Consider the following 23,346-nt stretch of genomic DNA (forward strand, 5'->3'; position numbering starts at 1 on the left):
GCCTTGCGTCACCGCGCCCGGTGCGGCTCAGCAGATCCGCGGCAGCTGTTCGCCGAGGGGCAGATCGACGACCCGGGTGCCGCCGAGCCCCGTGCGGGCGACCACCATCCCGCGGTGCTCGTCGACCACCTCGCCGATCACGATGGCCTCCGCGCCCAGGGGATGCGCGCGCATGGCCGCCAGGACCTCCTCGGCGTGCTGACGCGGGACGAAGGCGACGAGCTTGCCCTCGTTCGCCACGTACATCGGATCCAGGCCCAGCACGGCACACGCGTTGACGACGGGCGGCGGCACCGGCACCGCCCGTTCCCGGACGACGATCCCCGTGCCGGACGCGGCCGCGATCTCGTTGAGCGCGGCGGCCAGGCCCCCGCGTGTCGGATCACGAAGCACGTGCAGGTCGGGCGTGACGGCGAGCATCGCGTCGACGAGGCCGCCGAGGGCCGCGCAGTCGCTCTCGATCTCGACGCCGAACTCGAGGCCCTCACGCACGCTCATGATCGCCACACCGTGGACGCCGATGGCGCCGCTGACGATCACGACGTCGCCGGGTACGACCCGCTGGGGGCGCAGATCGACCCCGGGCGGGATCAGACCGATGCCGGAGGTGTTGATGTAGATGCCGTCGCCGTGTCCGGCCTCCACGACCTTGGTGTCCCCCGTCACCACCTCGACCCCGGCGGCGCGGGCAGCCGCTCCGAGGGTCTCGGCGACGCGGCCGACGACGTCGAGCCCGACGCCCTCCTCGAGAATGAAGCCGCAGGACAGGTAGGCGGCGCGGGCCCCGCTCATGGCGAGATCGTTCACCGTCCCGTTGACGGCCAGGTCGCCGATGCTGCCGCCGGGGAAGAACAGCGGCCGCACCACGAAGGAGTCGGTGGAGAAGGCCAGCCGCGCACCGCCGAGTTCCACTGCGGCGGAGTCCGTCAGGGCGGACAGCACCGGTCCGCCGAAGGCCGGTGCGAAGACGTGCTCGACGAGCTCGGCGGACATGGCACCGCCCCCGCCGTGCCCCATCACGATCCGGGGCTGGTCCCTCAGCGGTACCGGGCATGTCCAGGAGAGCATGTCCGGCCCGACGCGTTCGCCGCACTCCGCCGCGGCGTCGGCGTCCGCGGGGCGGGGAGCGCTGGTGGTGTCAGACAACGGCGCTGCCCTCCAGGGACGAGGCTCCCGAGGCGGGGGCCTTCAGTTCGAGCCGCCGGTACAGGTAGTACGCGGCGCATGCACCCTCGCTGGAGACCATCGTGGCTCCCAGTGGTGTGCGGGGTGTGCAGGTCGTGCCGAATGCCTCGCACTCGTGAGGCTTCAGCAGCCCCTGCAGGACCTCCCCGCTGCGGCACTCGGCCGGCTCCCGGGTGTTGATGCCGTCGACGGAGAAGCGGTATTCGGCGTCATAGTCCCGGTAGCGCTCGGACAGCCGCCAGCCGCTGTCCGGAATGACGCCGATACCGCGCCATGCCCGGTCCGTGACCTCGAAGACGTCGTCCAGCATGGCCCGGGCGGCCGGGTTGCCCTCGGCCCTCACGGCTCGCGGATAGGCGTTGTCCACCGTGTGTTCGCCGCGCTCCAGCTGCAGGACGGTGCGGCGCACCCCCTCGAGGATGTCCAGCGGCTCGAATCCGGTGACGACGATGGGCACGTGGAAGCGCTCGGCGAGTTCCGGATACTCTCCCGTCCCCATCACGCTGCACACATGTCCGGCGGCGAGGAAGGCCTGCACCCGGCAGTTCGGCGACTGCATGATCGCTTCGATCGCCGGAGGTACGCGCACGTGCGAGACCAGCAGGCTGAAGTTGCGGATTCCGAGCTTCCGCGCCTGATACACGGTCATCGCGTTGGGCGGCGCGGTGGTCTCGAAGCCGATGCCGAAGAAGACGACTTCGCGGTCCGGGTTCTGCTCGGCGATCCGCAGCGCGTCGAGCGGCGAGTAGACCACCCTGACGTCGCCGCCCGCGCCGCGCACCTGGAAGAGGTCACGTCCGGTGCCGGGCACACGCAGCATGTCCCCGAAGGAGCAGAAGATGACCCCGGGGCGTGAGGCGATCTCGAGGGCCTTGTCGATCACTTCTAGCGGTGTCACGCACACCGGGCACCCGGGGCCGTGGATCAACTCCACCTCACTCGGCAGCAGTTGGTCGATGCCGTGCCGGATGATGGTGTGGGTCTGGCCGCCGCAGACCTCCATCAGCGCCCATGGCCGGGTCACCGCGGTGCGGATCTCGTCGAGCAGCCGGGCCGCCAGGTCCGGGTCGTGGAATTCGTCGATGTACTTCACCGCTGTACCTCCCCGGCGACGCCGTCCTGCGTCGGCCGTTCCGCTTCTTCCAGGTGGGCGGCCGCTTCCCACGGGTCGCCGAACTCCTCCTGGAGCATGCCGAGGTTCTCGAACAACTCCAGTGTTCTGCGGGCCGATTCCTCGTCCAGTCGCTGGAGGGCGAAGCCGACATGGACGATGGCGTACTCACCGACCTGCAGGTCCGGCAGGTACTCCAGGCACACCTCCTTGACCACTCCGCCGAAGTCGACGGTGGCCATGCGGGTACCGTCCCTGTCCTCGACGCCCAGCACTCTGCCGGGTACCGCAAGGCACATGCGTGTCTCCTTAACGTTGGGCTGGTGGGCCTGCGCCCGTCATCAGGCCTCGGCGGCGGCGTGGGCGGCCACGACGAGCTGGCCCACGGCCAGCCCTCCGTCGTTCGGTGGGATCCGCTGATGGCGCAGGACCATGAAGCCGTCCTGGCGCAGACCGCGGGCGCAGAGGGAGGAGAGCAGGACGTTGGCGAACACCCCGCCGGTCAGCGCGACGGTCTCCGTCCCGGTCTCCTCACGCGCCGCGGCGCACACCGTGCGGACGAGCCGTGCCACCGCCTGATGGAAGCGCGCCGCGACGGCCGGCACCGGGGTTGCGTGCCGCAGATCCTCGACGACTGCACCGAGCAGGGGCGCGGGGTCGCACGCGATCGGGGAGCCGGTCGACCGGACCTGCCGGAACGCGTACCGGGTGTCCGCCTCGGTCTCAGCGCCCACGGCTGCGGCTTCGAGTTCGATCGCGGCCTGCGCCTCGTAACCGGCGCGATGGCAGACTCCGGCCAGCGACGAGACCGCGTCGAACAGACGGCCCATGCTCGAGGTGGGCACACAGTTCACACCGCGCTCCAACTGCTGTTCCAACACGCGGAGTTCATCGGCGGGACAGACCGTCACGCACGGCAGGTCACCGCTCCGGGCGATACCTGCCGCACGCAGGTGCGCCAGGGCCATGCGGTACGGGCGGCGCACGGCCGCGTCCCCGCCGGGCAGCGGGACGTACGCGAGGTGCGCGTACCGGGAGTACCCCGCGTAGTCGGCGATCAGGAACTCCCCGCCCCACACCGCGCCGTCGTCTCCGTGTCCGGTGCCGTCGAAGGCGACGCCGATCACCGTGCGGCTGCCGTCGAGGCCGTGCTCGGCCATGGCGGCCGCGACATGGGCGTGGTGGTGCTGGACCTGTTCGACCGGGCGCCCGCCGGCGTTCCGGCGCGCCCACCGGGCGGACCGGTAGGCCGGGTGCCGGTCGGCGACCAGCACCCGGGGCCGCACTCCTGTGATCGACTCCAGTTGCTCCTCGACGCGTTCGAACGCCAGCTGCGTCGCGAGGTCGTCCATGTCCCCGATGTGGGCCGAGAGCCAGGCTTTGCGGCCCTCGCCGATGCAGAAGGTGTTCTTGAGGTCACCGCCGACGGCGAGGGCGGGGGCCACCTCCACGGGCAGGGTGAGGGGCAGCGGGGCGTGTCCGCGGGAGCGGCGCAGCATCAGCGGCTCGCCGTCGCAGACGCGCACCACCGAGTCGTCGCAGGGCACATGGATGGGGCGGTCGTGCAGCAGCCAGGCGTCCGCGAGGCCGGCCAGCCGCGTCTGTGCTTCCGTGTCGTCGGTGACGATGGGTTCGCCGGCGATGTTGCCGCTGGTCATGACCAACAGCCTGGGCGCTCCCTGCTGCTGCGTGCCGGTTCCGAGGAGCAGATGGTGCACGGGCGTGTAGGGGAGCATGAAGCCCAGGTCGGGGCTGCCCGGCGCGACCCCTTCGCAGGGGAAGGCGGTGCCGGGGAGCGGCCGAGCGCCGGGACGGCGCCGCATCAGGACGATGGGGCGGGCGCTCCCGGTGAGCAGGTCCCGCTCCGCCGGTCCCCATTGGACGAGGCGCTCGATGTGGGAGAGGTCTTTGGCCATCAGGGCGAACGGCTTGTCGCCACGGGCCTTGCGCCGCCGCAGCTCGGCCACCGCCGCGGCGTTCGTCGCGTCGCACGCCAGGTGATAGCCCCCGAGCCCCTTCACGGCGACGATCGCGCCGCCCTCCAGCAGCCTGCGCGCTCCGCTGATCGGATCCGTGTCCGCGGGCGCGGCCGAGGACGCTCCGGCTCCGTCGCTTCCGGCGACGATCAGCCTCATTCGGGGGCCGCAGGCGGGGCAGGCGACCGGCTGGGCATGGAAGCGGCGATCGGCCGGATCGTTGTACTCCTGTGCGCAGTCGGGGCACATCGGGAAGCCGGCCATGGTCGTGTGTTCGCGGTCGTAGGGCAGCCCGGTGACAATGGTGAAACGCGGCCCGCAGTGCGTGCACGTGATGAACGGATGGCGGTACCGCCGGTCCGCCGGGTCGAAGAGTTCCGCGAGACAGTCGGCACAGGTGGCCGTGTCCGGGGAGACCAATGTGCGTACGGGACCCCCCGCACGGGACGGGACGATGGTGAAACCGCTTCCCCCGGTGACGGGCACCTCGGTGGCATCCACCGATTCGACCAGCGCGAGGGGCGGGGCATCGGGAGCGATGCGGGCGCAGAACCGCGCGACGGCGGCCGGTTCCCCTTCGACCTCGACGACGACACCGTCGACCGTGTTGGTCACATGACCCGAGAGCCGCAGTCCCGTGGCCAGCGTGTACAGGTAGGGCCGGAAACCCACTCCCTGCACCACGCCCCGCACGACGACCCTGCTGCGCTGCACGGCCTGCGCGAGGGCCGCACCGGACTGCGGCGTGATCACGCGCGGGCCTGGGCCATCACCGGAGCGTGGACGGCGCTTCCCCCGGCCGCCGCCAGGGCCCGGTCGAGGAGACAGCCCGCGCCCACTGCGCTGCGTACGGACGTGAGGACCACCTCCACACCCGGGTTGACCTGCTGCACATTGCTGCGGAAGGTGACCTCGTCGAACGCGGCGGGCTCCGCCATGTCGGTCTTGGTGACGACGACCAGCTGCGCGAGTCCGAAGGCGGTGGGGTACTTGAGCGGCTTGTCCTCCCCCTCGGTCACGGAGGCGAGGACGACCCGGAGCGACTCTCCGAGGTCGTAGGAGGCGGGGCAGACGAGGTTGCCGACGTTCTCGACGAACAGCAACCGGGTGTCCTCGGGCAGCCAGTTGTGCAGATGCCCGGCGAGCATGTCGGCTTCCAGATGGCACAGACCGTCGGTGAGGATCTGCTTGACGGGGGCGCCGGAGCGGGCCAGGCGTTCCGCGTCGTTCTCGGTGGCCAGGTCGGCGGTGAGCGCGGCGACGGGGATCCCGCGCTCTTGTGCCAGCAGCAGCTCGCGCTCGAGCAGCGCGGTCTTCCCGCTGCCGGGGCTGGAAAGCAGGTTGACGACGGTGGTGCCGCGTGCGGCCAGCTCGGTGCGCAGAATCTGTGCCGCCGCCTCGTTCTTCGCCAGGACCGCACGCTGAAGGTCAACTACTCGGCACATGGACGGCTCTCCTCGAGGATCGGTTCACGGATGGTCGCGTGTGTCGCGTCGGTATCGGCTCCGGTGTCCGCGTCGGTCCACCGCACCTCGGCGATCCGCAGCTCACGGCCGGAGACGAGGTCGGCGGCCGCGTCGCCGCACACGGGGCAGATCAACTGCGGCGGCATTCCGACGTTCCACACGTCCGCGCACGCCCCGCAGCGTGCGGTGCCCGGGACCGACCGGGTGATGAGTTCGGCGCCTTCGAGGACCGTGCCGGCGCAGGCCAGTTCGAAGCAGAAGGCCAGCGCGTCGGGGACGACCCCGGCCAGCTCCCCCACCTCGAGGCGGACGCTCTCGACACCGACTGCCCCACCGGAGCGTGCGGCCTTCTCGACCTGGTCGACGACGGCGAGCGCGACGGACATCTCGTGCATCGGTCTCCGTCCTGTGCCGGGGGTACCTCCGGCGCCCATTACAGGGCGGAGCCGCGGCGCCCGGGCGTCCGGCGCGCCGGGGTCACACCGTTGCGTACGCCGTTCGGTTCACCCGGGCCGCCCCGCCGGCCCGGGTGAGCACGTCGGGCGTCACATCTTGCGGATGCGGAGGTAGCGCTTGAGGTCGGGCAGGACGCCCCTGACGATGGCGGCGACCGCCGTGGCGGCGGTGGCGGCGGCAGCGCCGCCGATGAGGGTCTTCTTCATGGGGTTCTCCGTGCTTCTGCTACGACGGCTTGTCATGCAGCGGCCTTTCATAGGTCGGCTTTTCATACGACGGCTTCCTTCCGAACCAGGTCGGTCACCATCCGCACCGCTCCCGGCACCGCGGCGTCCACCTGCGGGCTGAGCCCGATGACTTCGTCGATGACGGCGGGTTCACAGCCGACCACCAGCGTGCGGCGCGGGGGTGTCGCTCCGGTCCCCGCACACAGCGTGTCGAGCAGCGCCAGGACGGCGTCGGGCGACATCCGGTGCCCGTCGAGCGGGACGTCTTCCGCAACCGGGCGGTCGCCGGGCGCTCCCGCCTCGATCAGATACAGCGTTCCCGGTTCGCCCCCGCGCGCGGTGGCGTCGACGATCACGAGGGTGTCGTAGCCGTCGAGGAGCTGATAGGCGAGGTGGACGCCGCGGATTCCGATGTCGGCCACTTCGACGTCGGGCGGCAGTTCCTCCTGGGTCAGCCTTCTGGCGACCTCGACGCCGAAGCCGTCGTCGCCGAGGAAGATGTTCCCGACTCCGGCGACCAGGGTACGGGAACCGGGCGGTACGGGACTGGTCACGCGTCCTCCAGGACTTCGACCTCGTCGGGCTGGAAGTAGAGGAAGCGCCCCTGCTCGCGGCGGATGTCCGCGCCAGGGTCGTCGTCGACGGTGACAGCGATGTGCACCCCTCCGTCGACGTCGTGCAGCACGGCTTCCACGAGTGCGCTGCGGCCGTGCAGGAACAGGTCCTGGGCATCGGTGTGGCGCAGGCCCGGCCGCAGCATCACCCGGCTGCCCGCGCGCACCGCCCGGCCGTCGACCAGGACGTGGTCGCGGTCCGGATCGACGCTCGCGTCGCCGCCCGGGTCCCACCAGGCGGTGTCGGGCCGGAACACGGCCTGCTCGTCGGGTTCCTGCTGCCCCGTCACCTCCCGCAGGCTGCGCACCGCTCCGTGCAGGCGCTCAAGGACTTCCGGCGGCATGGTGTCGGCGAGGTCGATCACGGCCGCCGCGCGGGCGTCCGTACCTCTGGCCTCGCGCTTCTCCTCGTCGGTGAGGGCGGCGGTGCGCAGGGCCAGGATCTCGTCGATCTCGGTGGCGTCGTACAGGGCCCCAGGGCTCTCGGGCGCGATGGCCGGATGGTCCTCGAGGATGATCGGTGAGGAGAGCACCAGGTCGCCGCTGCCCGGTTCACCGGCGAGCACGGGCCAGGTGTGCAGATTGCGGCAGGCCGCCACGGCGCCTCGCGCCCATTCGGGCGGGTCCGTCATGGAAAGGAACGCCCCGGCGTCCAGACGCAGCAGCACATGGCTGGCGACCAGTGAGTACGGCAGGGCGGCGTCGCGGTCGCCGCCGCTGTCGGGCATCCAGGAGCTCGTGTTCTCCACGACCACGCACAGCCGCTCGACGCGGTACGGGCCGTCCAGCTCTGTAGTGGAGAGTCGTACGGCGCCGCTGATCTCCTCGCGGCGGCGTACGAGCCGTCCGACGACGAGGCCCGTGGCGTCGGTGACCGGCTCGGTGGTCTCCGCCGCCGGACGCGTGAAGGGGAAGACGACGCCTTCGTCCATCAACTCCGCAACCTCGACGGCCAGTTCGACTCTTTCCTCTTGCCCTTCGTCCCAGGGCACCAGGACCCGGTCGTCCAGGTGCAGTTCGCGCACCGTCTCGAACGTCCCGTCGGGCCGCGCCTCCTGGACGACGCGCCGCTGGGTGTGCAGGAAGCGGACCTCGAGCGCGAGCGTCGCACCCCGCTTGGGTTCCATGAGGCATTCGGTGTGCTGGAAGTCGTGTTCCTCGCTCGCGGCGCTCCAGGCCGGAGGGACGAGGACGCCGAACTGCCAGCGCAGCTTGTTCTTGGCGGCCGACGCCCGGTACGGGTAGAGCACATAACCTTCGAAGAGCACCGCGTCGGCGACCTGCCGGGCGACAGCGAGCCGGGACTGGGCGTCGGGGGTGAACGCGCTGGTCACGGTCATGGCGTCCTCTCCCCCGCCGCTTCGAGGAGCGTCTCGACGGTCGCCTCCCATGAGGGCAGCGCGCGCCGCGACCGGTAGGCGAGCAGCGCGTCCATGGCGTCCCGCGGGAGCCGGATCCAGCCGCAGCCGGGGAAGTGCTGGTCGACCATCTCCTGCCAGGTCTTCACGGGCAGCCGGTGGGCGATCTCCTTGTCCCAGGGCACGGGCTCGACATGGAAGCCGCCGGGGCCGGTGAACGCGGTACCGGAGAACAACATGAGCAGCGGCACCTCCCCGTCGGTCAGGGACCGGAAGTAGCGGGATGCCGCGACGTCCGTGTCGTAGGTGCAGGGCACGACCAGGTCCGTCTCGATCTCCCCGGTGAAGCCGGGGACCATCACGGAAACTTGGGCGAACTGCACCGGGTTGAGGCTGCTGCCCCAGCGGGAGCGCTCGCCGAACAGGTCGCTCAAAGCCGCGGCCTCCGCGTTGTCGTATCCACGCCGAGCGGGCTCGATGCGGATCTGGCAGCGCAGTGCGAGGGCGTGGATCCGTACGCCCTCGGAGGCGGTGATCCGCAGCCGGAACACAAGCGTCGGACCCGCGGCGTACGGGTCGGCACGCACGCCCGTGCAGCTGAAGGAGAACTCGGTCATGGCCGGCTCCCCTGCACGTCGCGAGCCGTGCCGCGGACATGGGCGAAGAACGCGTCGAGGTCGGCCCGGGCCTCCGCGCCGCCGTCGAAGCCCTGCCAGCGCAGTCGCATACGGCCCACCAGTTCGTAGCAGATGTCGATCGGCACCAGGTAGCACTCGGTCCGGCCCTCATGCCGGCGCAACAGCAGAGCCTCGACGTCCGGTTCGAGCAGTGCCGCGAGGTGTGTCCTTTCGAGGACGGCCTGCCAGGACGACGGCTCGAGTTCGCTCTCGGTGGCACCGGCAGGGCTCGGGTAGAGCGCGACGAGTCGTTCGAGCGCCGAGTTGCGGAAGAAGAAGGCGACGCCGACGGGGATCCGCAGCAGCTCCCAGGCGTTGTCGTCGAGCCGGTGGCCCGGATCGCTCAGGTAACGGCCGGGGACCGCGCGGAAGCGGCCCGTCGGCCCGCCCGAGCGGTCCAGCAGCTGGGAGCAGGGGCCACAGACGCAGGCCAGTGCTCGTTTCTCGGTGTCGACCAAGTGCCGGTGGCGTTCACCACCGAGGGGTGCCCCGCACAACTCGCACTGCTCTTCGGGGGGCCGCCGGGTGGTGAAGCGGCGCAGGCCCTGCGGGCCCGGGGGACGCCACGTCCGTCCCGGGCCGGCCTGGGACGCGCTCACGACGCCGTGGCCGACGAGCGGCGGCCCGGTCCGGGCGGCGGGCCGCTGCCGATCTGGAGCAGCGCCGGCTCGCGCGAGGCGGCCGCCGACTCCATGTCGACACCGGTCACCTCGGGCGCGAAGCACGCGAGCGCGTCGGCAGCCGCCTGCCGGACCGACTCCTGGGTGCTCGGGCAGCCGCAGCCCGTCGAGGCGGTGACGCGCAGGCGCAGCACACCGGTCGACGGGTCGAAGCCCGCGTGCTCGACAGAATGCGGAACGCTGTCCAGGGCCCGCGCGATGCGGGTGGGCAGGTCGTCCGGGTGCAACCCGTGGAGATTCAGCAGGCTTGCGACGAGGTCGTCGCCGAGCAGCCTCTCCAATGCAGTGCCGGGCGGCTGGGCGCCCGGGCGCCCCAGCAGTTCGACTGCCCGGCCGAGCGCCGCGCCGTAGAACTCCATGAGCACCCGCACCAGTTCTTCCGCCGCCTTGCAGGCTTCGGCGTCCTGGGTGGCGGCCAGCCGGTCGAGGACCTCCTCGACCTGCCGGCCTGCCTGCTCCGCGGTCAGCGCGCTCATCCGGCGAGGCCGCTCAGCCCGGTGGGCACATGCATCGACTTCACCGTCTTCCCGGCACCCACGTACATGTGGACACCGCACGGCAGACAGGGGTCGAAGCTGCGCACGGTGCGCATGATGTCGATGCCCTTGAAGTTCTCCGGCGTGTTCTCCTCGAAGATCGGTGTGTTCTGCACGGCGTCCTCGTAGGGGCCGGGTGTGCCGTAGGTGTCGCGGGTGGAGGCGTTCCACGGCGTCGGCGGGTACGGGTGGTAATTGGCGATCTTGCCGTCCCTGATGACCATGTGGTGCGAGAGGACACCACGCACCGCCTCGGTGAAGCCGACGCCGATGGACTCGTCCGGCACCTCGAACTTCTCCCAGGTCTGGGTGCGCCCGGCGCGGACCTCCTCGAGCCCCTTCTCCGCGCAGTGCAGGGCGACGGCCGCGGCGTAGGCCTGGAAGTACGTGCGGGCGCGGTTGCGCTCCAGCGCGTTGCTCCACTCGGGGATCTTCCACTCGAAAGTGGTCTCCGGCTTGGTCATCGTGCGCGGCAGGTTGATGACAACGCTGCGGCCGGTGGCCTTGACGTATCCGATGTCGACGAGCCCGGACAGGGCGGTGGACCACAGGCGCGCGATCGGGCCGCCGCCGGTGTCCAGCGGCAGGTGGTCCTTGCCGTCGAACCAGCGCGGCGACATGACCCAGCTGTACTTGTCGCTGAAGTCACGCTTCTGCGGAGCGGGAATGGTGTGCTGGTTCCAGGGGTGGCGCGGGTCGACCGGATTGCCGAGCGGGTCGTGGGTGACGAACTGCTCCTGGCCCTGCCAGTCCTCGTAGTACGAGCTGCCGAGCAGGATACGGATGCCGAGGTTGATCTCGGTCAGGTCGTTGGTGACGAGCTTGCCGTCCACGATGACGCCGGGGGTGACGAACATGCGCCGGCCCCAGTCACTCATGTTGGCGTAGGTGAAGTCGCAGTACTCGGGGTCGTTGAGCGCTCCCCAGCAGCCGAGCAACACACGCCGGCGGCCGACTTCCTCGTATCCTGGCAGTGCCTCGTAGAAGAAGTCGAAGAGGTCGTCGTGCAGGGGGACGACGCGCTTCATGAACTCCACATAGCGCATGAGGCGGGAGAGGTAGTCGGTGAAGAGCTGGACGGACGCGATCGTGCCGACGCCGCCCGGGTACAGCGTGGAGGGGTGGACGTGGCGTCCCTCCATGAGGCAGAACATCTCCCGCGTGTAGCGGCTGACTTGGAGAGCCTCGCGGTAGAACTCGCCCTCGAGGGGGTTGAGGGAGCGCATGATGTCGGCGATGGTGCGGTAGCCGTGGTCTGCGGCGTGCGGCGCCTCGGTGCGTTCGGCGAGTTCGAGGACGCCCGGGTTGGTCTCGCGGACCATCTTCTCGCAGTAGTCGACCCCGACCAGGTTCTCCTGGAAGATGTTGTGGTCGAACATGTACTCGGCGGACTCGCCGAGGTTGATGATCCACTCGCCGAGGTGCGGCGGCTTCACGCCGTACGCCATGTTCTGGGCGTACACGGAGCAGGTGGCGTGGTTGTCGCCGCAGATACCGCAGATCCGGCTGGTGATGAAGTGCGCGTCGCGCGGGTCCTTGCCCCGCATGAAAACGCTGTAGCCGCGGAAGACAGACGAGGTGCTGTAGCACTCCGCGACGCGCTTCTGCTTGAAGTCGATCTTTGCGTGGATGCCGAGACTTCCCACGATCCGGGTGATCGGATCCCAGGCCATCTCCACCAGGCCGGTGCCGTCACCGGTCGTCGTCGAGGATGCCATTGTGTGTGCGGTGCCCTTCATCAGTTCTGCGAGCGGGAGAGGGAGTCGGTGGCCTGGTGGGGAGCGGTCACCACGGCGGCCGGTAGCCCGTGGTGATCTTCTGGCCGGTGTGCCGCCACTTGGGCTCGCGGTCCACCGTCCTGGCGGTGATGGTCCGCAGCCTGCGGATCACGGAGCCGTACACGCCGCTGGCGGTGCTGGAGACCTTGCCGCCGGGAGGTTCGTCCATGAAGGGCATGAACTTGTCCGGAAAACCGGGCATGGTGCAGGCGATGCAGATGCCTCCGACGTTCGGACAGCCGCCGATGCCGTTCATCCAGCCGCGTTTGGGGACGTTGCACTTGACGACGGGGCCCCAGCAGCCGAGTTTGACGAGGCACTTGGGCGAGTCGTAGGTGGTGGCGAACTGGCCCTGCTCGTAGTAGCCGGCCCGGTCGCAGCCCTCGTGGACGGTGGCGCCGAACAGCCACGTGGGCCGGAGCTTGTCGTCGAGGGGGATCATCGGAGCGGACCCTGCGGCCTGGTAGAGCAGGTAGGTCAGGGTCTCCGCGAAGTTGTCCGGCTGGATGGGGCAGCCGGGAACGCACACGATGGGGATGCCCGCCTTGGACTTCCAGTCCCAGCCCAGATAGTCGGGCACGCCCATCGCGCCGGTCGGATTGCCCGCCATGGCGTGGATGCCACCGTAGGTGGCGCAGGTGCCGATCGCGACCACGGCGAGGGCCTTGGGCGCCAGCCGGTCGATCCACTCACTGGTGGTCATGGGCTGGCCGGTCTCCGGGTTGTCGCCGAAGCCGCACCAGTAACCCTCCTGCTTGATCGCCTCGTTGGGCACGGAGCCTTCGATCACCAGCACGAACGGGTCGATCTCGCCGCGCTCGCCCTTGAAGAACCACTCGATGAAAGTGTCCGCGCCGCCGACGGGACCGCACTCGAAGTCGATCAGCGGCCAGTGGACGGCGATCTTGGGCAGGCCCGGCAGACCGGCGAGCGCGATCTCCTCGATGCTGGGCTGCATGGCTGCCGTCAGCGCGACCGAGTCGCCGTCGCAGCTCAGCCCGGCGTTGATCCAGAGGATGTGGATCGGCGACTCGTCACTGCCCGGCGTACCGGACGCGCCGGGCTCTTCGACCGTGGTCGGCGTTCCTGCGTTCATGAGTGCGCCTCCTGGGAGGTTTGCGGCAAAGGGCTCATACGGGCCTCCGATCTTGCTAACAGTCGGCCGGGCGCGCCGCCACCGCAGCCGGGCTGTCGACGTCGGCGGGAGGCGCCTGCTTTCGCACGAACGCCCGACGCAGGGCGTGGTACGGCGCCCCAGGGTCCGAGAAGGTGCGCAGCATGCGGGCGAGTTCCTCTTCGCGGTAGGCGCCCAACGGCTTCGTGGCCGCGCGGCGCTCGCTTTCCGCCTTCTTGGTGGCGACGCGCAGCGCGGCGGTGGGGAGTGTCGCCAGCCGTGCGGCCAATCGGGTGACCTCGGCCGTGAAGTTCCGCGGAGCGCAGTCGACGACCCGGTCGACGAGTCCCATGCTCTGCGCGGCGACCGCGGACACCGGCCGGGCCTCCTCGGTGAGCCGCTTCGCCATGGGGCCGCCCACCCTGCGGGGCAGGGTGTACGTCCAGTACTCCGAGCCGTACAGGCCCATGCGCCGGTAGTGCGGGTTGAGCACGGCTCCCGACCGGCACCAGACCTCGTCCGCGGCCAGGGCGAACATCACGCCGCCGGCAGCGGCGTTGCCCCCGATCGCACTGACCACGAGCCGGTCGGTGGTGGTCAGAACGGCCTCCACCAGGTCGTTCATGGCGTTGATGTTGGCCCAGGACTCGGCGGCGGGGTCGGCTGCCGCGTCGATGACGTTCAAGTGGATGCCGTTGGAGAAGAAGTCCCGGCCGCCGCCCAGCACCAGCACGGCGGTGGGGCGGGAGCACGCCGCGCGGTAGGCGTCCAGCAACCGGCGGCAGTGATCGGTGCTCATGGCCCCGCCGGGGAACGAGAAGGAAAGGACCCCGACCGGTCCCTCCTCGCGGTAGCGGATGTCGCTCCAGGTGGCGTTGCCCTCGACCGCGTGCGGGGGCGCGGGAATTTCGGGCAGCGGCGGCAGTCGGTGGGCCAGCGCGAGAGTGGCGGGCAGTTTGCAGGCGCGTGGCAGACCGGGACTGCGGCGGGCCCGCAGTTCGGGGATCCACACCGCACCGTCGGCCGTCGCGCGACAGACGGCGCCCGCACGGGTGGCCAGCAGCTCTCCGGGCCGGCCGCGCAGCGTGTCCTCCGTGTGGCCGCCGTGCAGGAACCATTCGCCACCGAGCAGTTCGTCCCGCACACCGGGCTGCGAGTCCGCGGCGCGTAGTTTGCGCAGGACCGTTTCCGTGGAGTCGTCGTGCCAGGAGATCCGGCGCATCTCCTGACGGAAGTAAGGCCGGGTCCGGGCTGCCGCCGTCTGCGGGAGCCCGTTCTGCTGCCGGGGAACGTAGGTGCCCGAAGCGAAACGGTCGACGGCCAGCAGGAGGGCCTCGAGTGCGGCGTCGGAGACCTCGTTCCGGTAGAGGTCGCTCTTGGCGACCCGGGGGACGGAGAAACCGACGGTCGCCCAGACGTCGCCGGCATCCATCTCCTCGTCGGCCTGCAGCACGGTGACGCCCCACGTGTCGGCGCCCTCGTCGATCGCCCAGTCCAGCGAGGACGGTCCGCGGTCCCCCACCGGCCCCGGATGCACGATGAGGCAGGTGAGGGCCGTCCACACGTCCCGGGGAACCACGGCCTTGAGCAGCGGCGCCACCACGAGGTCGGGCCGGTGTCGCTGCACCGCGGCCCGCACCGCCGAGCCGTCCGGCGTCACCTCCACGGCCACGGCATGCCTGCGGTCACGCAGTTCGGCGTGGACCCGCTGGGTGAGACTGTTGTACGCGCTGGCGACGAGCAAGATACGCATGGCGGCCCTCCCGCAGTGGTGCGGCCCTCTTGGCCGCTCGACACAGCCGGCTGCCTGCGATGGTCGAACACAACCGCACGAGGGTGCGGGTATACGGCGCCCACTTCACTCGTAAGCATCACGAATCCGGCCACATGGCCGGAGCAGCGCGCAGATACGAAGGTCAGATCCGTATTGACCCACATGCCGGATTGATCCCTGAGTGGGAGAATCGCAGTACACCTGGCACCACAGGAGTGCCCTCACGACTTCGGACAGGCAGGTCGGCGCATGGCCAAGGAACACAAGTCATCACAGCCCTCACACGGCAAAGGCCCGAGCCGTCACCGGGGGACCGAGCACCACGGCTGGTCCCCGGACGTCGACGAGACCCGCCAACAGGACAACCCCAGCGCCCGGCGCTCCTTCCACGCCGAGGAGCACGCGGGCAGCCCCGGCAAGGGCAGGAAGGTTTCCAAGGAGGAGAAGGGGTCCGTTCCCGGTGACACCGTGAAAAGCGAGACCCCGAGCGGCGAGGAGTACGGCGGCGCGTCGGAAAAGGGCATGCGGGACACCGGCCGCAAGGGCCGCTCGCAACGCCCCAGCGGGACGAAGGACGACTCCGCGTTCACCGGCGTCGACCCCGACAAGCCCGGCCAGGGCAAGCGCCGACCGGGCTAGCTCCTGGCGCGAAGGAGGCGGAGCCCCGTCCGGAAGGGCGGGGCTCCGTGTGTCAGCTGTCAGGGGCTTCGCCCGTCAGCTGTCATGGGGCCGGGCTCGGCGTCGGAAGGGCGCTCGGCGTCGGAAGGGCGCTCGGCGTCAGAAGGGCGCTCGGCGTCAGAAGGGCGCTCGGCGTCAGAAGGGCGGCGGCCCGCTCCCCTCGATCACCATGAGCCCGGCCTCGGAACTGTGGCGGCTGACAACGCACCGGCCGACGCGGCCGTCGGGCATCCGCAGTTCGAGCTCCTCGCCATGGGTGAGGGCTTCCACGACCTCCCAGTCGGCCACCTTGAGGCTGCCGTTCCAGTCCGACAGCCCCGGAACGTCATCCTCGGGCGGATCGAACGCGTCCGTTCGGGACTGCTCGCCCCATGACAGCAGATCGGCCCATGCCGGATACTCCACGCCGCCGGCGATCACCGTGACCTCACCCCGGAAGTCGCTCATGCATCCAGTGTGCGCCTGCCGTCGTCGCCGCCGCCACGGCCGACGGCCCGCCCGGGCAGCCTCGCCCCTACCGTGACCCGTACACCGGCTGCGGCGGCTCGGCGGCGGCCAGGAGTTTCAGCGCCGCCTCGCCTGCTTCGGCAGGTGTCCATCGGGTGCCCCTGTCGGCCGTCGGGCCGGGCCGCCAGCCCTCCATCACGGTGATCCGGCCGCCCTCCGCCTCGAAGACCCTGCCGGTGACGCCGGCACACGTGGCGGAAGAGAGCCAGACGACGAGCGGGGAGACGTTCTCGGGGGCCATCGCGTCGAACTCCCCCTCGCCCGGTGCGGCCATCGCCTGGGCGAAGGCGTGCTCGGTCATCCGTGTGCGGGCGGCCGGGGCGATGGCGTTGACCTGGATCCCGTAGCGGCCGAGTTCGGCGGCGGCCACGAGCGTCAGGCCCACGACGCCGGCCTTCGCCGCGGAGTAGTTCCCCTGGCCGACGCTTCCCGCCAGCCCTGCGCCGGAGCTGGTGTTGACGACACGCGCCTGCGGCGTCCGGCCCGCCTTGGCCTCGGCCCGCCAGTGCTCGGCGGCGTACTTCAACGGCAGGAAGTGGCCCTTGAGGTGGACGCGCATGACCGCGTCCCAGTCCCCCTCGTCCAGGTTGACGAGCATGCGGTCGCGCAGGAATCCGGCGTTGTTGACCAGGGCGTCGAGGCGGCCGAAGGTGTCGAGGGCGAGGGCGACGAGCGAGGCGGCGCCGTCGGTGGTGGCGACGTCGCCGCCGTGGGCGACGGCCTCGCCGCCCACGGCGCGGATCTCGTCGGCGACCTGCTGGGCGGGGCCGGTGCCGTCTCCGGCACCGTCGAGCCCGGTGCCGAGGTCGTTGACGACGACCTTGGCGCCTTCCGCCGCCAGGGCGCGGGCGTGCGCGCGGCCGAGGCCGCGGCCCGCACCGGTGACGACGGCGACGCGTCCTGTGCAGAGTCCGGTCATCGTGTGTGTCCTGCCTTTCCGAGGAGGGCCCGGGTTTCCGGCCGAGCCCGCCGTCGCGGATGCCGGGAAGGATGTCGGCCCGGTGGTCAGTTGTTGACGGTGGCGGCGTCGAGGAAGGCGGGGCGTTCGCCTCCGCCGTGGACGAGGAGGCTCGCTCCGGTCACGTACGCGGCACGCGGGGAGGCGAGGAAGACGCAGGCGTCGCCGATCTCGGCGGGTTCGGCGAGCCGGCCGAGCGGCACGGTCCGGCCGACGGCCGCGACGCCGGCCTCGTCCCCGTAGTGCAGAGGCGAGAGTTCGGTGCGGACCATGCCGAGGACGAGGGTGTTGACCCGTACCGTCGGCGCCCATTCCACGGCCATGGACCGGGCGAGGTTGTCCAGGCCCGCCTTGGCCGCGCCGTAGGCGGCGGTGCCCGGTGAGGGGCGGGCGCCGCTCACGCTGCCGATCATGATGACGGAGCCGCCGGCCCGCTGACCGCGCATGATCTCGTACGCCGCGAGCGTGGCTGTCAGGGGCACGGTGAGGTTCAGTTCGACGACGCGGGCGTGGCGTGCGGCTCCGGCCTCGCCGAGCAGCCGGAACGGGGTCCCTCCGGCATTGTTGACGAGCGTGTCCAGTCGGCCGTAGTCGTGGTGCAGCTGGTGGAAGAACGCTTCGACCGCCTCCGGCTCACGCAGGTCGACGGGGACGAATCCGGCTGCGCGCCCCGCCGCCTCGACCGGCGTGTCCGGTGGCCTGCGCGCACAGGTCACGACGTCCGCGCCGGCTTCGAGCAGTGCACGGGCGATGCCCGCACCGACGCCCCGTGTTCCGCCGGTGACGACGGCGACGGTCCCTGACAGGTCGATGATCGTCGGCAATTGGCACCTCCCGCAGTGAACGGACCGCTGCTATGTTCCACCTAACAAACGTTTGGTGGAAAGGTAGCTGATCTGCCCATGGGTGTCTCCACCTCCGTCCCTGAGGACGGAATCGCCGTCGTCACCGTGGACTTCCCTCCGGTCAACGCCCTTCCTGTGCAGGGCTGGTACGACGTCGCCGGCGCCGTCCGCCGCGCCGGCGCCGACCCGGTGGTGCGCTGTGTGGTGCTGGCCGCCGAGGGCCGGGGCTTCAATGCGGGCGTCGACATCAAGGAGATACAGCGAGCCGAAGGACACACGGCCCTCCTCGGCGCCAACCGCGGCTGCTACGAGGCGTTCGCCGCGGTCTACGACTGCGAAGTGCCCGTCGTCGCCGCCGTGCACGGCTTCTGTCTGGGCGGCGGCATCGGACTCGTGGGCAACGCGGACGCGATCGTCGCCGCCGACGACGCCACCTTCGGACTGCCGGAACTGGACCGGGGGGCGCTCGGCGCCGCCACACATCTCGCCCGACTGGTCCCCCAGCACCTGATGCGGACCCTGTACTACACCTCCCGCACCGTGACCGCGGCCGAACTGCACGCCCACGGCTCGGTGTGGCGTGTGGTCCCCCGAGCCGAACTCCAGGCGGCGGCAATGGGGGTGGCGCGTGAGATCGCCGCCAAGGACGGGACGCTGATCCGACTGGCCAAGGCCGCGATCAACGGCATCGACCCCGTCGATGTCCGCCGCAGTTACCGCTTCGAGCAGGGCTTCACCTTCGAGGCGAATCTCAGCGGCGTCGCCGACCGCGTACGCGGCACCGCCTTCGCCGCCGTCGCGCCCGACGCCGTCGCGCCCGGCGCTGTCGACGGCGCGACCACCGACAAGGAGCAGCAGACGTGACCAGGGACAAGACGATGACTGCCGAGGACGTGGTCGGCCGCCTCGAGAGCGGCATGACCATCGGCATCGGCGGCTGGGGCTCGCGACGCAAGCCGATGGCGCTGGTGCGTGCCCTGCTGCGCTCCGAAATCGGAGACCTGACCGTCGTCTCGTACGGCGGCCCCGATGTCGGGTTGCTCGCCGCCGCGGGAAAGATCCGCAAGCTGATCGCGGCGTTCGCCACCCTCGATTCCATCCCTCTGGAACCGCACTTCCAGAGGGCCCGGCAGCGCGCGGCGTTCGAGATGGTGGAGTTCGACGAAGCCATGGTCATGTGGGGGCTGACCGCTGCCGCGCAGCGGCTGCCCTTCATGCCCGTCCGGGCCGGCCTGGCATCGGATGTGATGCGCGTCAATCCGTCCCTGCGTACGGTCACTTCCCCGTATGAGGACGGTGAGGAGCTCGTCGCCGTGCCCGCGCTGCGGCTCGACGCAGCGCTCGTGCACGTCAACAGGGCCGACGCGCACGGCAACGGCCAGTACCTCGGCCCCGACCCCTACTTCGACGACCTGTTCTGCGAGGCAGCCGACCGGGCGTACCTGTCGTGCGAGCGGATCGTGGACACCGCGGACCTCCTCAAGGACCACGGGCCGCAGTCCCTGCTGGTCAAGCGCGCGTTCGTCAACGGCGTGGTCGAGACCGCGCGCGGAGCCCACTTCACCTCCTGCGCCCCGGACTACGACCGCGACGAGACGTTCCAGCGCGCCTACGCACAGGCCGCCCGCGAGCCGGACGCCTGGCGCGCCTTTTGCGAGCGGTTCCTGTCGGGGGACGAGGACGCCTATCAGGCCGCCGTGGCGGCGTTCCGCGACGAGGAGGCAGCAGCATGAACGGTTCGGACACGGCGGTCGCGTCACGAGCCGAGTACTGCGTGGTGGCCTGCGCCGAATCCTGGCGGGACGCGGGCGAGGTACTGGCGAGCCCGATGGGCACCGTCCCCACGATCGGCGCCCGGCTGGCGAAGCTCACCTTCTCCCCCGATCTCCTGCTCACCGACGGGGAGGCCCTGCTCGCCGGCGACACCCCGGCACTCGGCACCCCGCCCGGCGTGGTGGAGGGCTGGCTGCCGTACCGGCAGCATCTTGCCCTGGTCGCCACGGGACGGCGGCACGTGATGATGGGCGCGAGCCAGCTCGACCGGTACGGGAACCAGAACATCTCCTGCATCGGCGACTGGTCCCGGCCCACGCGGCAGCTGCTCGGCGTACGCGGCGCCACCGTCAACACCCTGAACAATCCGACGAGTTACTGGGTTCCACGGCACTCGGCCCGGGTGTTCGTCGAACGCGTCGACATGGTCTGCGGCGTCGGCCACGACCGCGCCACCGCAGCCGGACCCTCCGCGTTCCGTCACCACCGGATCCCGGATGTCATCAGCGACCTGGGCGTCTTCGACTTCGACACCCCCGACCGGACGATGCGGCTGCGGTCCCTGCACCCGGGTGTCACGCTCGAGCAGGTCGTCGACGCCACTGGGTTCACGCTCACGATCCCCGCCGACGTCCCGTTCACCCGTGAGCCCACCGACGAGGAACTGCGGCTCGTCCGCGAGGTGATCGATCCCAAGGGGCTGCGCTTCCGCGAGGTCCCCGCATGAGTGACGCCACGATCGCCACACCGCTCACCCAGCTCGTCGGCGTGCGGCACCCGCTCGTGCAGACCGGCATGGGATGGGTCGCCGGGCCGCGGCTGGTGTCGGCCACCGCCGAAGCGGGCGCGCTCGGAATCCTCGGCTCGGCGACCATGACCGTCGAACAGCTCCGTTCCTCCGTACGGGAGGTGAGGTCCCGTACGGCCGCGCCCTTCGGAGTCAACCTGCGGGCGGACGCCGGTGACGCGGCCGAGCGCGTGCGGATCATCATCGACGAGGATGTGCGGGTCGCCTCGTTCGCGCTCGCGCCCTCCCGGGAGCTGATCGCGCGGCTCAAGGACGCCGGGGTGATCGTCATCCCGTCCGTGGGGGCCGGGCGGCACGCCGAGAAGGTCGCCGCCTGGGGCGCCGACGCCGTCCTGGTGCAGGGCGGTGAGGGCGGCGGCCACACCGGGGACGTCGCCACCGGCGTTCTGCTCCCCCAGGTGGTGGACGCCGTCGACATCCCCGTGATCGCGGCCGGCGGGTTCCGGGACGGGCGCGGGCTCGTCGCGGCACTGGCCTACGGCGCCTCCGGGATCGCCATGGGCACACGCTTCCTGCTCACCTCCGACAGCACGGTCCCCGATGCCGTGAAGTCCCGGTATCTGTCCGCGACCGTCAAGGACGTCACCGTCACCACCAAGGTCGACGGCCTGCCGCACCGGATGCTGCGCAGCGAACTGGTCGGTTCGCTGGAGCGCGCGGGCAGAGCGGCCTCCCTGCTGCGCGCGCTCCGCCACGCGGCGGCCTTCCGTCGCGAAACCGGCATGGGCTGGGCGGACATGGTCCGCGACGGTCTGGCGATGCGGCACGGCAAGGAAATGTCATGGAGTCAGGTGCTGCTGGCCGCCAACACTCCGATGATGCTGAGGGCCGCGATGGTCGACGGCCGCACCGATCTCGGTGTGATGGCGGCAGGCCAGGTAGCGGGTCTGATCGACGACCTGCCGTCCTGCGCCGAGCTGATCGAACGGGTCATGGCCGAAGCGCTCGCCACGCTCCGTGCACTGCCGCATTCGCCCTGACTCCTGTCCAAGAGGTCCGCACCGGCCGTCACAGGCGTTCGACAGCGGTGACATTGGCCTGACCGCCGCCCTCGCACATCGTCTGCAGGCCGTACCGGCCACCGGTGCGCTCGAGTTCATGGAGCAGTGTCGTCATCAGTTTGGTCCCGGTGGCGCCCAGCGGGTGGCCCAGCGCGATGGCCCCGCCGTTGACATTGACCCGGGAAGGGTCGGCGCCGGTCTCCTTGAGCCAGGCCAGCACCACGGACGCGAAGGCCTCGTTGATCTCGACCAGGTCGATGTCGTCGATCGACATACCGGTCTTCTTCAGGGCGTGGGCGGTTGCCGGGATCGGGGCGGAGAGCATCCGGATCGGATCCTCGCCGCGTGCCGAAAGGTGGTGGATACGCGCCCGGGGCGTCAGTCCGTGCTCCCTTACGGCTCGCTCGCTCGCCAGCAGCATGGCGGAGGCGCCGTCGGAGACCTGCGAGGAGACCGCGGCGGTCAGCCGTCCGCCGTCGACGAGGGGACGCAGGCCGGCCATCTTCTCCAGGGAGGTGTCCCGGCGCGGCCCCTCGTCGGCCGTCACGTCGCCGTAGGGGACGAGTTCGCGGGCGAAACGGCCCTCGTCGATGGCACGGACGGCCCGCCGGTGGGAGCGCAGAGCGAACTCCTCCATCGCCTCGCGGGTGATGTCCCACTTCTTCGCGATCAGCTCGGCGCCGTGGAACTGGTTGACGGGCCGGTCGCCGTAGCGGGCCCGCCAGCCCGCGGATCCGGCGAAGGGGCCGTCTGTCAGCCCGAGGGGCTCGGCGGCCTGCCGACTCGCGAAGGCGATGGGCACCTGGGACATGTTCTGCACGCCGCCGGCGACGACCAGGTCGCAGGTGCCGGACATGACGGCCTGCGCCGCGAAGTGGACGGCCTGCTGGGAGGATCCGCACTGCCGGTCCACGGTGACACCCGGCACCTCTTCGGGCAGCCCGGCCGCGAGCCAGCAGGTGCGCGCGATGTCACCGGCCTGCGGACCGACGGTGTCCAGGCAGCCGAGGACGACGTCCTCCACGGCCGCCGGGTCGATGCCCGAGCGCTCGACCAGTGCCTTCAGGGCGTGGGCGCCGAGGTCGGCCGGATGGACCGCGGACAGTCCGCCGCCCCGCTTCCCGACCGGGGTGCGTACGGCTTCGACTATGTAGGCCTCGGACATGGCTGCTGCTCCTTGTTGTCAGGGTAGTCGCGTCGCTCGTGTTCGTGTCGCCTCCGCAGTGCGAGGCCGTCCAGCACCATGGAGAGGTACTGGCGGGCGATCTCCTCGGGGCCGTGCTGTCCGCCCGGCCGGTACCAGGAGGCGGCCACCCACACCGTGTCGCGGACGAAGCGGTAAGTGAGCCGGATGTCCAGGTCGGCGCGGAAGACGTGGGCCGCCACCCCGCGCTCGAGGGTTCTGAGCCAGGCATTCTCGAACTTCCGCTGCGATGCCAAGAGGTAGGCGAAACGGGGCTGCGCGGAGAGGTGCCGGGACTCCTTCTGGTAGATCGCGACGGCGGCACGGTGCCGGTCGATCTCGCGGAAGGACTCGGTCACGAGTGCTTCGATCGTCTCCCTCGGGCCGAAATCCGCGTCGAGCACGGCGTCGTACCCGGCCCACAAATCTGCCAGGAAGGTGGAGAGGATCTCGTCGAGCATCGACTCCTTGGAGTCGAAGTGGTAGTAGAGGCTTCCCGCCAGGATCCCGGCCGCGTCCGCGATCTCGCGGACAGTGGTGGCGTTGTACCCGTGCGCGGCGAACACCTGGGCCGCGGTGGCGAGAAGGTCGTCCCGGCGCTCCGGCGCCGGCTTCATCGCGGTCTTCCTGCTGTCGCTGCT

25 protein-coding genes are annotated in these 23,346 nt (G+C 70.8%); 5 read left to right on the forward strand and 20 right to left on the reverse strand.

All coding sequences use genetic code 11. The features are described 5' to 3' along the window. Window positions 1–27: 27 nt before the first annotated feature. The 15 genes from hypE to ACIQ7Q_RS21420 form a co-directional block, all read right to left on the reverse strand. Window positions 28–1,146 (reverse strand): hydrogenase expression/formation protein HypE, encoded by a 1,119-nt coding sequence (hypE, locus tag ACIQ7Q_RS21350; RefSeq protein ID WP_403864192.1) that lies wholly within the window; start codon window positions 1,144–1,146, stop codon window positions 28–30. Continuing rightward, entirely contained in the window at window positions 1,139–2,278 is a 1,140-nt protein-coding gene (gene hypD, locus ACIQ7Q_RS21355; protein ID WP_403864195.1) for a hydrogenase formation protein HypD, read from the reverse strand. The genes hypE and hypD overlap by 8 nt, the downstream gene beginning before the upstream one ends. Next, the gene (locus ACIQ7Q_RS21360; RefSeq protein WP_403864198.1) at window positions 2,275–2,595 is read right to left on the reverse strand and encodes a HypC/HybG/HupF family hydrogenase formation chaperone; all 321 of its coding nucleotides are present in this window, start codon (window positions 2,593–2,595) and stop codon (window positions 2,275–2,277) included. Before ACIQ7Q_RS21360 ends, hypD begins: the two co-directional genes overlap by 4 nt. Before the next feature lie 42 nt (window positions 2,596–2,637). Beyond that, the gene (gene hypF, locus ACIQ7Q_RS21365; RefSeq protein WP_403864201.1) at window positions 2,638–5,025 is read right to left on the reverse strand and encodes a carbamoyltransferase HypF; all 2,388 of its coding nucleotides are present in this window, start codon (window positions 5,023–5,025) and stop codon (window positions 2,638–2,640) included. Continuing rightward, a complete protein-coding gene (gene hypB / locus ACIQ7Q_RS21370) occupies window positions 5,022–5,717 on the reverse strand; it encodes a hydrogenase nickel incorporation protein HypB (protein WP_403864204.1) in 696 nt (231 codons plus the stop codon). Before hypB ends, hypF begins: the two co-directional genes overlap by 4 nt. Beyond that, a complete protein-coding gene (locus ACIQ7Q_RS21375; protein ID WP_403864207.1) occupies window positions 5,705–6,133 on the reverse strand; it encodes a hydrogenase maturation nickel metallochaperone HypA in 429 nt (142 codons plus the stop codon). Before ACIQ7Q_RS21375 ends, hypB begins: the two co-directional genes overlap by 13 nt. 150 nt (window positions 6,134–6,283) lie before the next feature. Further along, on the reverse strand, window positions 6,284–6,400 hold the full coding sequence (locus ACIQ7Q_RS21380; protein ID WP_403864210.1) for a DUF6893 family small protein: 117 nt from the start codon (window positions 6,398–6,400) through the stop codon (window positions 6,284–6,286). A 62-nt stretch (window positions 6,401–6,462) separates the two neighbouring features. Continuing rightward, window positions 6,463–6,975 (reverse strand): hydrogenase maturation protease, encoded by a 513-nt coding sequence (locus ACIQ7Q_RS21385; protein WP_403864213.1) that lies wholly within the window; start codon window positions 6,973–6,975, stop codon window positions 6,463–6,465. Continuing rightward, on the reverse strand, window positions 6,972–8,375 hold the full coding sequence (locus tag ACIQ7Q_RS21390; protein ID WP_403864216.1) for a hypothetical protein: 1,404 nt from the start codon (window positions 8,373–8,375) through the stop codon (window positions 6,972–6,974). Before ACIQ7Q_RS21390 ends, ACIQ7Q_RS21385 begins: the two co-directional genes overlap by 4 nt. Then, on the reverse strand, window positions 8,372–9,010 hold the full coding sequence (locus ACIQ7Q_RS21395; RefSeq protein ID WP_403864219.1) for a DUF6084 family protein: 639 nt from the start codon (window positions 9,008–9,010) through the stop codon (window positions 8,372–8,374). Before ACIQ7Q_RS21395 ends, ACIQ7Q_RS21390 begins: the two co-directional genes overlap by 4 nt. Then, window positions 9,007–9,669: a DUF5947 family protein gene (locus ACIQ7Q_RS21400; RefSeq protein WP_403864222.1), complete on the reverse strand. Its 663-nt coding sequence runs from the start codon at window positions 9,667–9,669 to the stop codon at window positions 9,007–9,009. The genes ACIQ7Q_RS21395 and ACIQ7Q_RS21400 overlap by 4 nt, the downstream gene beginning before the upstream one ends. Then, the gene (locus tag ACIQ7Q_RS21405; RefSeq protein ID WP_403864225.1) at window positions 9,666–10,226 is read right to left on the reverse strand and encodes a hypothetical protein; all 561 of its coding nucleotides are present in this window, start codon (window positions 10,224–10,226) and stop codon (window positions 9,666–9,668) included. Before ACIQ7Q_RS21405 ends, ACIQ7Q_RS21400 begins: the two co-directional genes overlap by 4 nt. After that, window positions 10,223–12,004: a nickel-dependent hydrogenase large subunit gene (locus tag ACIQ7Q_RS21410; protein ID WP_403864228.1), complete on the reverse strand. Its 1,782-nt coding sequence runs from the start codon at window positions 12,002–12,004 to the stop codon at window positions 10,223–10,225. The genes ACIQ7Q_RS21405 and ACIQ7Q_RS21410 overlap by 4 nt, the downstream gene beginning before the upstream one ends. Window positions 12,005–12,071: 67 nt before the next feature. Then, the gene (locus tag ACIQ7Q_RS21415; protein WP_403864231.1) at window positions 12,072–13,160 is read right to left on the reverse strand and encodes a hydrogenase expression protein HypE; all 1,089 of its coding nucleotides are present in this window, start codon (window positions 13,158–13,160) and stop codon (window positions 12,072–12,074) included. 55 nt (window positions 13,161–13,215) lie between these two features. Further along, complete coding sequence (locus tag ACIQ7Q_RS21420; protein WP_403864234.1) at window positions 13,216–14,931, reverse strand: enoyl-CoA hydratase-related protein; 1,716 nt, start codon at window positions 14,929–14,931, stop codon at window positions 13,216–13,218. A gap of 270 nt (window positions 14,932–15,201) precedes the next feature. Between ACIQ7Q_RS21420 and ACIQ7Q_RS21425 the strand changes: the two genes are divergently transcribed. Then, a complete protein-coding gene (locus ACIQ7Q_RS21425) occupies window positions 15,202–15,591 on the forward strand; it encodes a hypothetical protein (protein WP_403864237.1) in 390 nt (129 codons plus the stop codon). Between the two features lie 174 nt (window positions 15,592–15,765). On the opposite strand, the gene ACIQ7Q_RS21430 is transcribed toward ACIQ7Q_RS21425, so the two are convergent. The 3 genes from ACIQ7Q_RS21430 to ACIQ7Q_RS21440 all read right to left on the reverse strand — a co-directional run bounded on the left by ACIQ7Q_RS21430 (window position 15,766) and on the right by ACIQ7Q_RS21440 (window position 17,919). Next, window positions 15,766–16,077 carry a hypothetical protein gene (locus tag ACIQ7Q_RS21430; RefSeq protein WP_403864240.1) on the reverse strand — a complete coding sequence of 104 codons (312 nt, stop codon included), beginning with the start codon at window positions 16,075–16,077 and terminating at the stop codon, window positions 15,766–15,768. A 67-nt stretch (window positions 16,078–16,144) separates the two neighbouring features. Then, entirely contained in the window at window positions 16,145–17,056 is a 912-nt protein-coding gene (locus ACIQ7Q_RS21435) for an SDR family oxidoreductase (RefSeq protein WP_403864243.1), read from the reverse strand. Window positions 17,057–17,142: 86 nt separating this feature from the next. Continuing rightward, a complete protein-coding gene (locus tag ACIQ7Q_RS21440) occupies window positions 17,143–17,919 on the reverse strand; it encodes an SDR family oxidoreductase (protein ID WP_403864246.1) in 777 nt (258 codons plus the stop codon). 78 nt (window positions 17,920–17,997) lie between these two features. Between ACIQ7Q_RS21440 and ACIQ7Q_RS21445 the strand changes: the two genes are divergently transcribed. Genes ACIQ7Q_RS21445 through ACIQ7Q_RS21460 form a run of 4 tightly spaced genes read left to right on the forward strand, consistent with a single transcriptional unit; the run spans window position 17,998 to window position 21,501 of the window. Beyond that, window positions 17,998–18,804 carry an enoyl-CoA hydratase family protein gene (locus ACIQ7Q_RS21445; RefSeq protein ID WP_403864249.1) on the forward strand — a complete coding sequence of 269 codons (807 nt, stop codon included), beginning with the start codon at window positions 17,998–18,000 and terminating at the stop codon, window positions 18,802–18,804. Between the two features lie 14 nt (window positions 18,805–18,818). Continuing rightward, window positions 18,819–19,673 carry a CoA transferase subunit A gene (locus ACIQ7Q_RS21450; RefSeq protein ID WP_403864801.1) on the forward strand — a complete coding sequence of 285 codons (855 nt, stop codon included), beginning with the start codon at window positions 18,819–18,821 and terminating at the stop codon, window positions 19,671–19,673. Then, complete coding sequence (locus tag ACIQ7Q_RS21455) at window positions 19,670–20,440, forward strand: CoA-transferase subunit beta (protein ID WP_403864252.1); 771 nt, start codon at window positions 19,670–19,672, stop codon at window positions 20,438–20,440. Before ACIQ7Q_RS21450 ends, ACIQ7Q_RS21455 begins: the two co-directional genes overlap by 4 nt. Further along, the gene (locus tag ACIQ7Q_RS21460; RefSeq protein WP_403864255.1) at window positions 20,437–21,501 is read left to right on the forward strand and encodes an NAD(P)H-dependent flavin oxidoreductase; all 1,065 of its coding nucleotides are present in this window, start codon (window positions 20,437–20,439) and stop codon (window positions 21,499–21,501) included. Before ACIQ7Q_RS21455 ends, ACIQ7Q_RS21460 begins: the two co-directional genes overlap by 4 nt. A gap of 28 nt (window positions 21,502–21,529) precedes the next feature. On the opposite strand, the gene ACIQ7Q_RS21465 is transcribed toward ACIQ7Q_RS21460, so the two are convergent. Both ACIQ7Q_RS21465 and ACIQ7Q_RS21470 read right to left on the reverse strand, forming a co-directional pair. Continuing rightward, window positions 21,530–22,687: an acetyl-CoA C-acetyltransferase gene (locus ACIQ7Q_RS21465; RefSeq protein WP_403864258.1), complete on the reverse strand. Its 1,158-nt coding sequence runs from the start codon at window positions 22,685–22,687 to the stop codon at window positions 21,530–21,532. Beyond that, the gene (locus tag ACIQ7Q_RS21470) at window positions 22,669–23,322 is read right to left on the reverse strand and encodes a TetR/AcrR family transcriptional regulator (RefSeq protein WP_403864804.1); all 654 of its coding nucleotides are present in this window, start codon (window positions 23,320–23,322) and stop codon (window positions 22,669–22,671) included. The genes ACIQ7Q_RS21465 and ACIQ7Q_RS21470 overlap by 19 nt, the downstream gene beginning before the upstream one ends. Window positions 23,323–23,346 lie beyond the last annotated feature (24 nt).

Origin of the sequence: Streptomyces sp. NPDC096176 (genome assembly GCF_044763255.1) — a bacterium.
GTDB lineage: Bacteria > Actinomycetota > Actinomycetes > Streptomycetales > Streptomycetaceae > Streptomyces.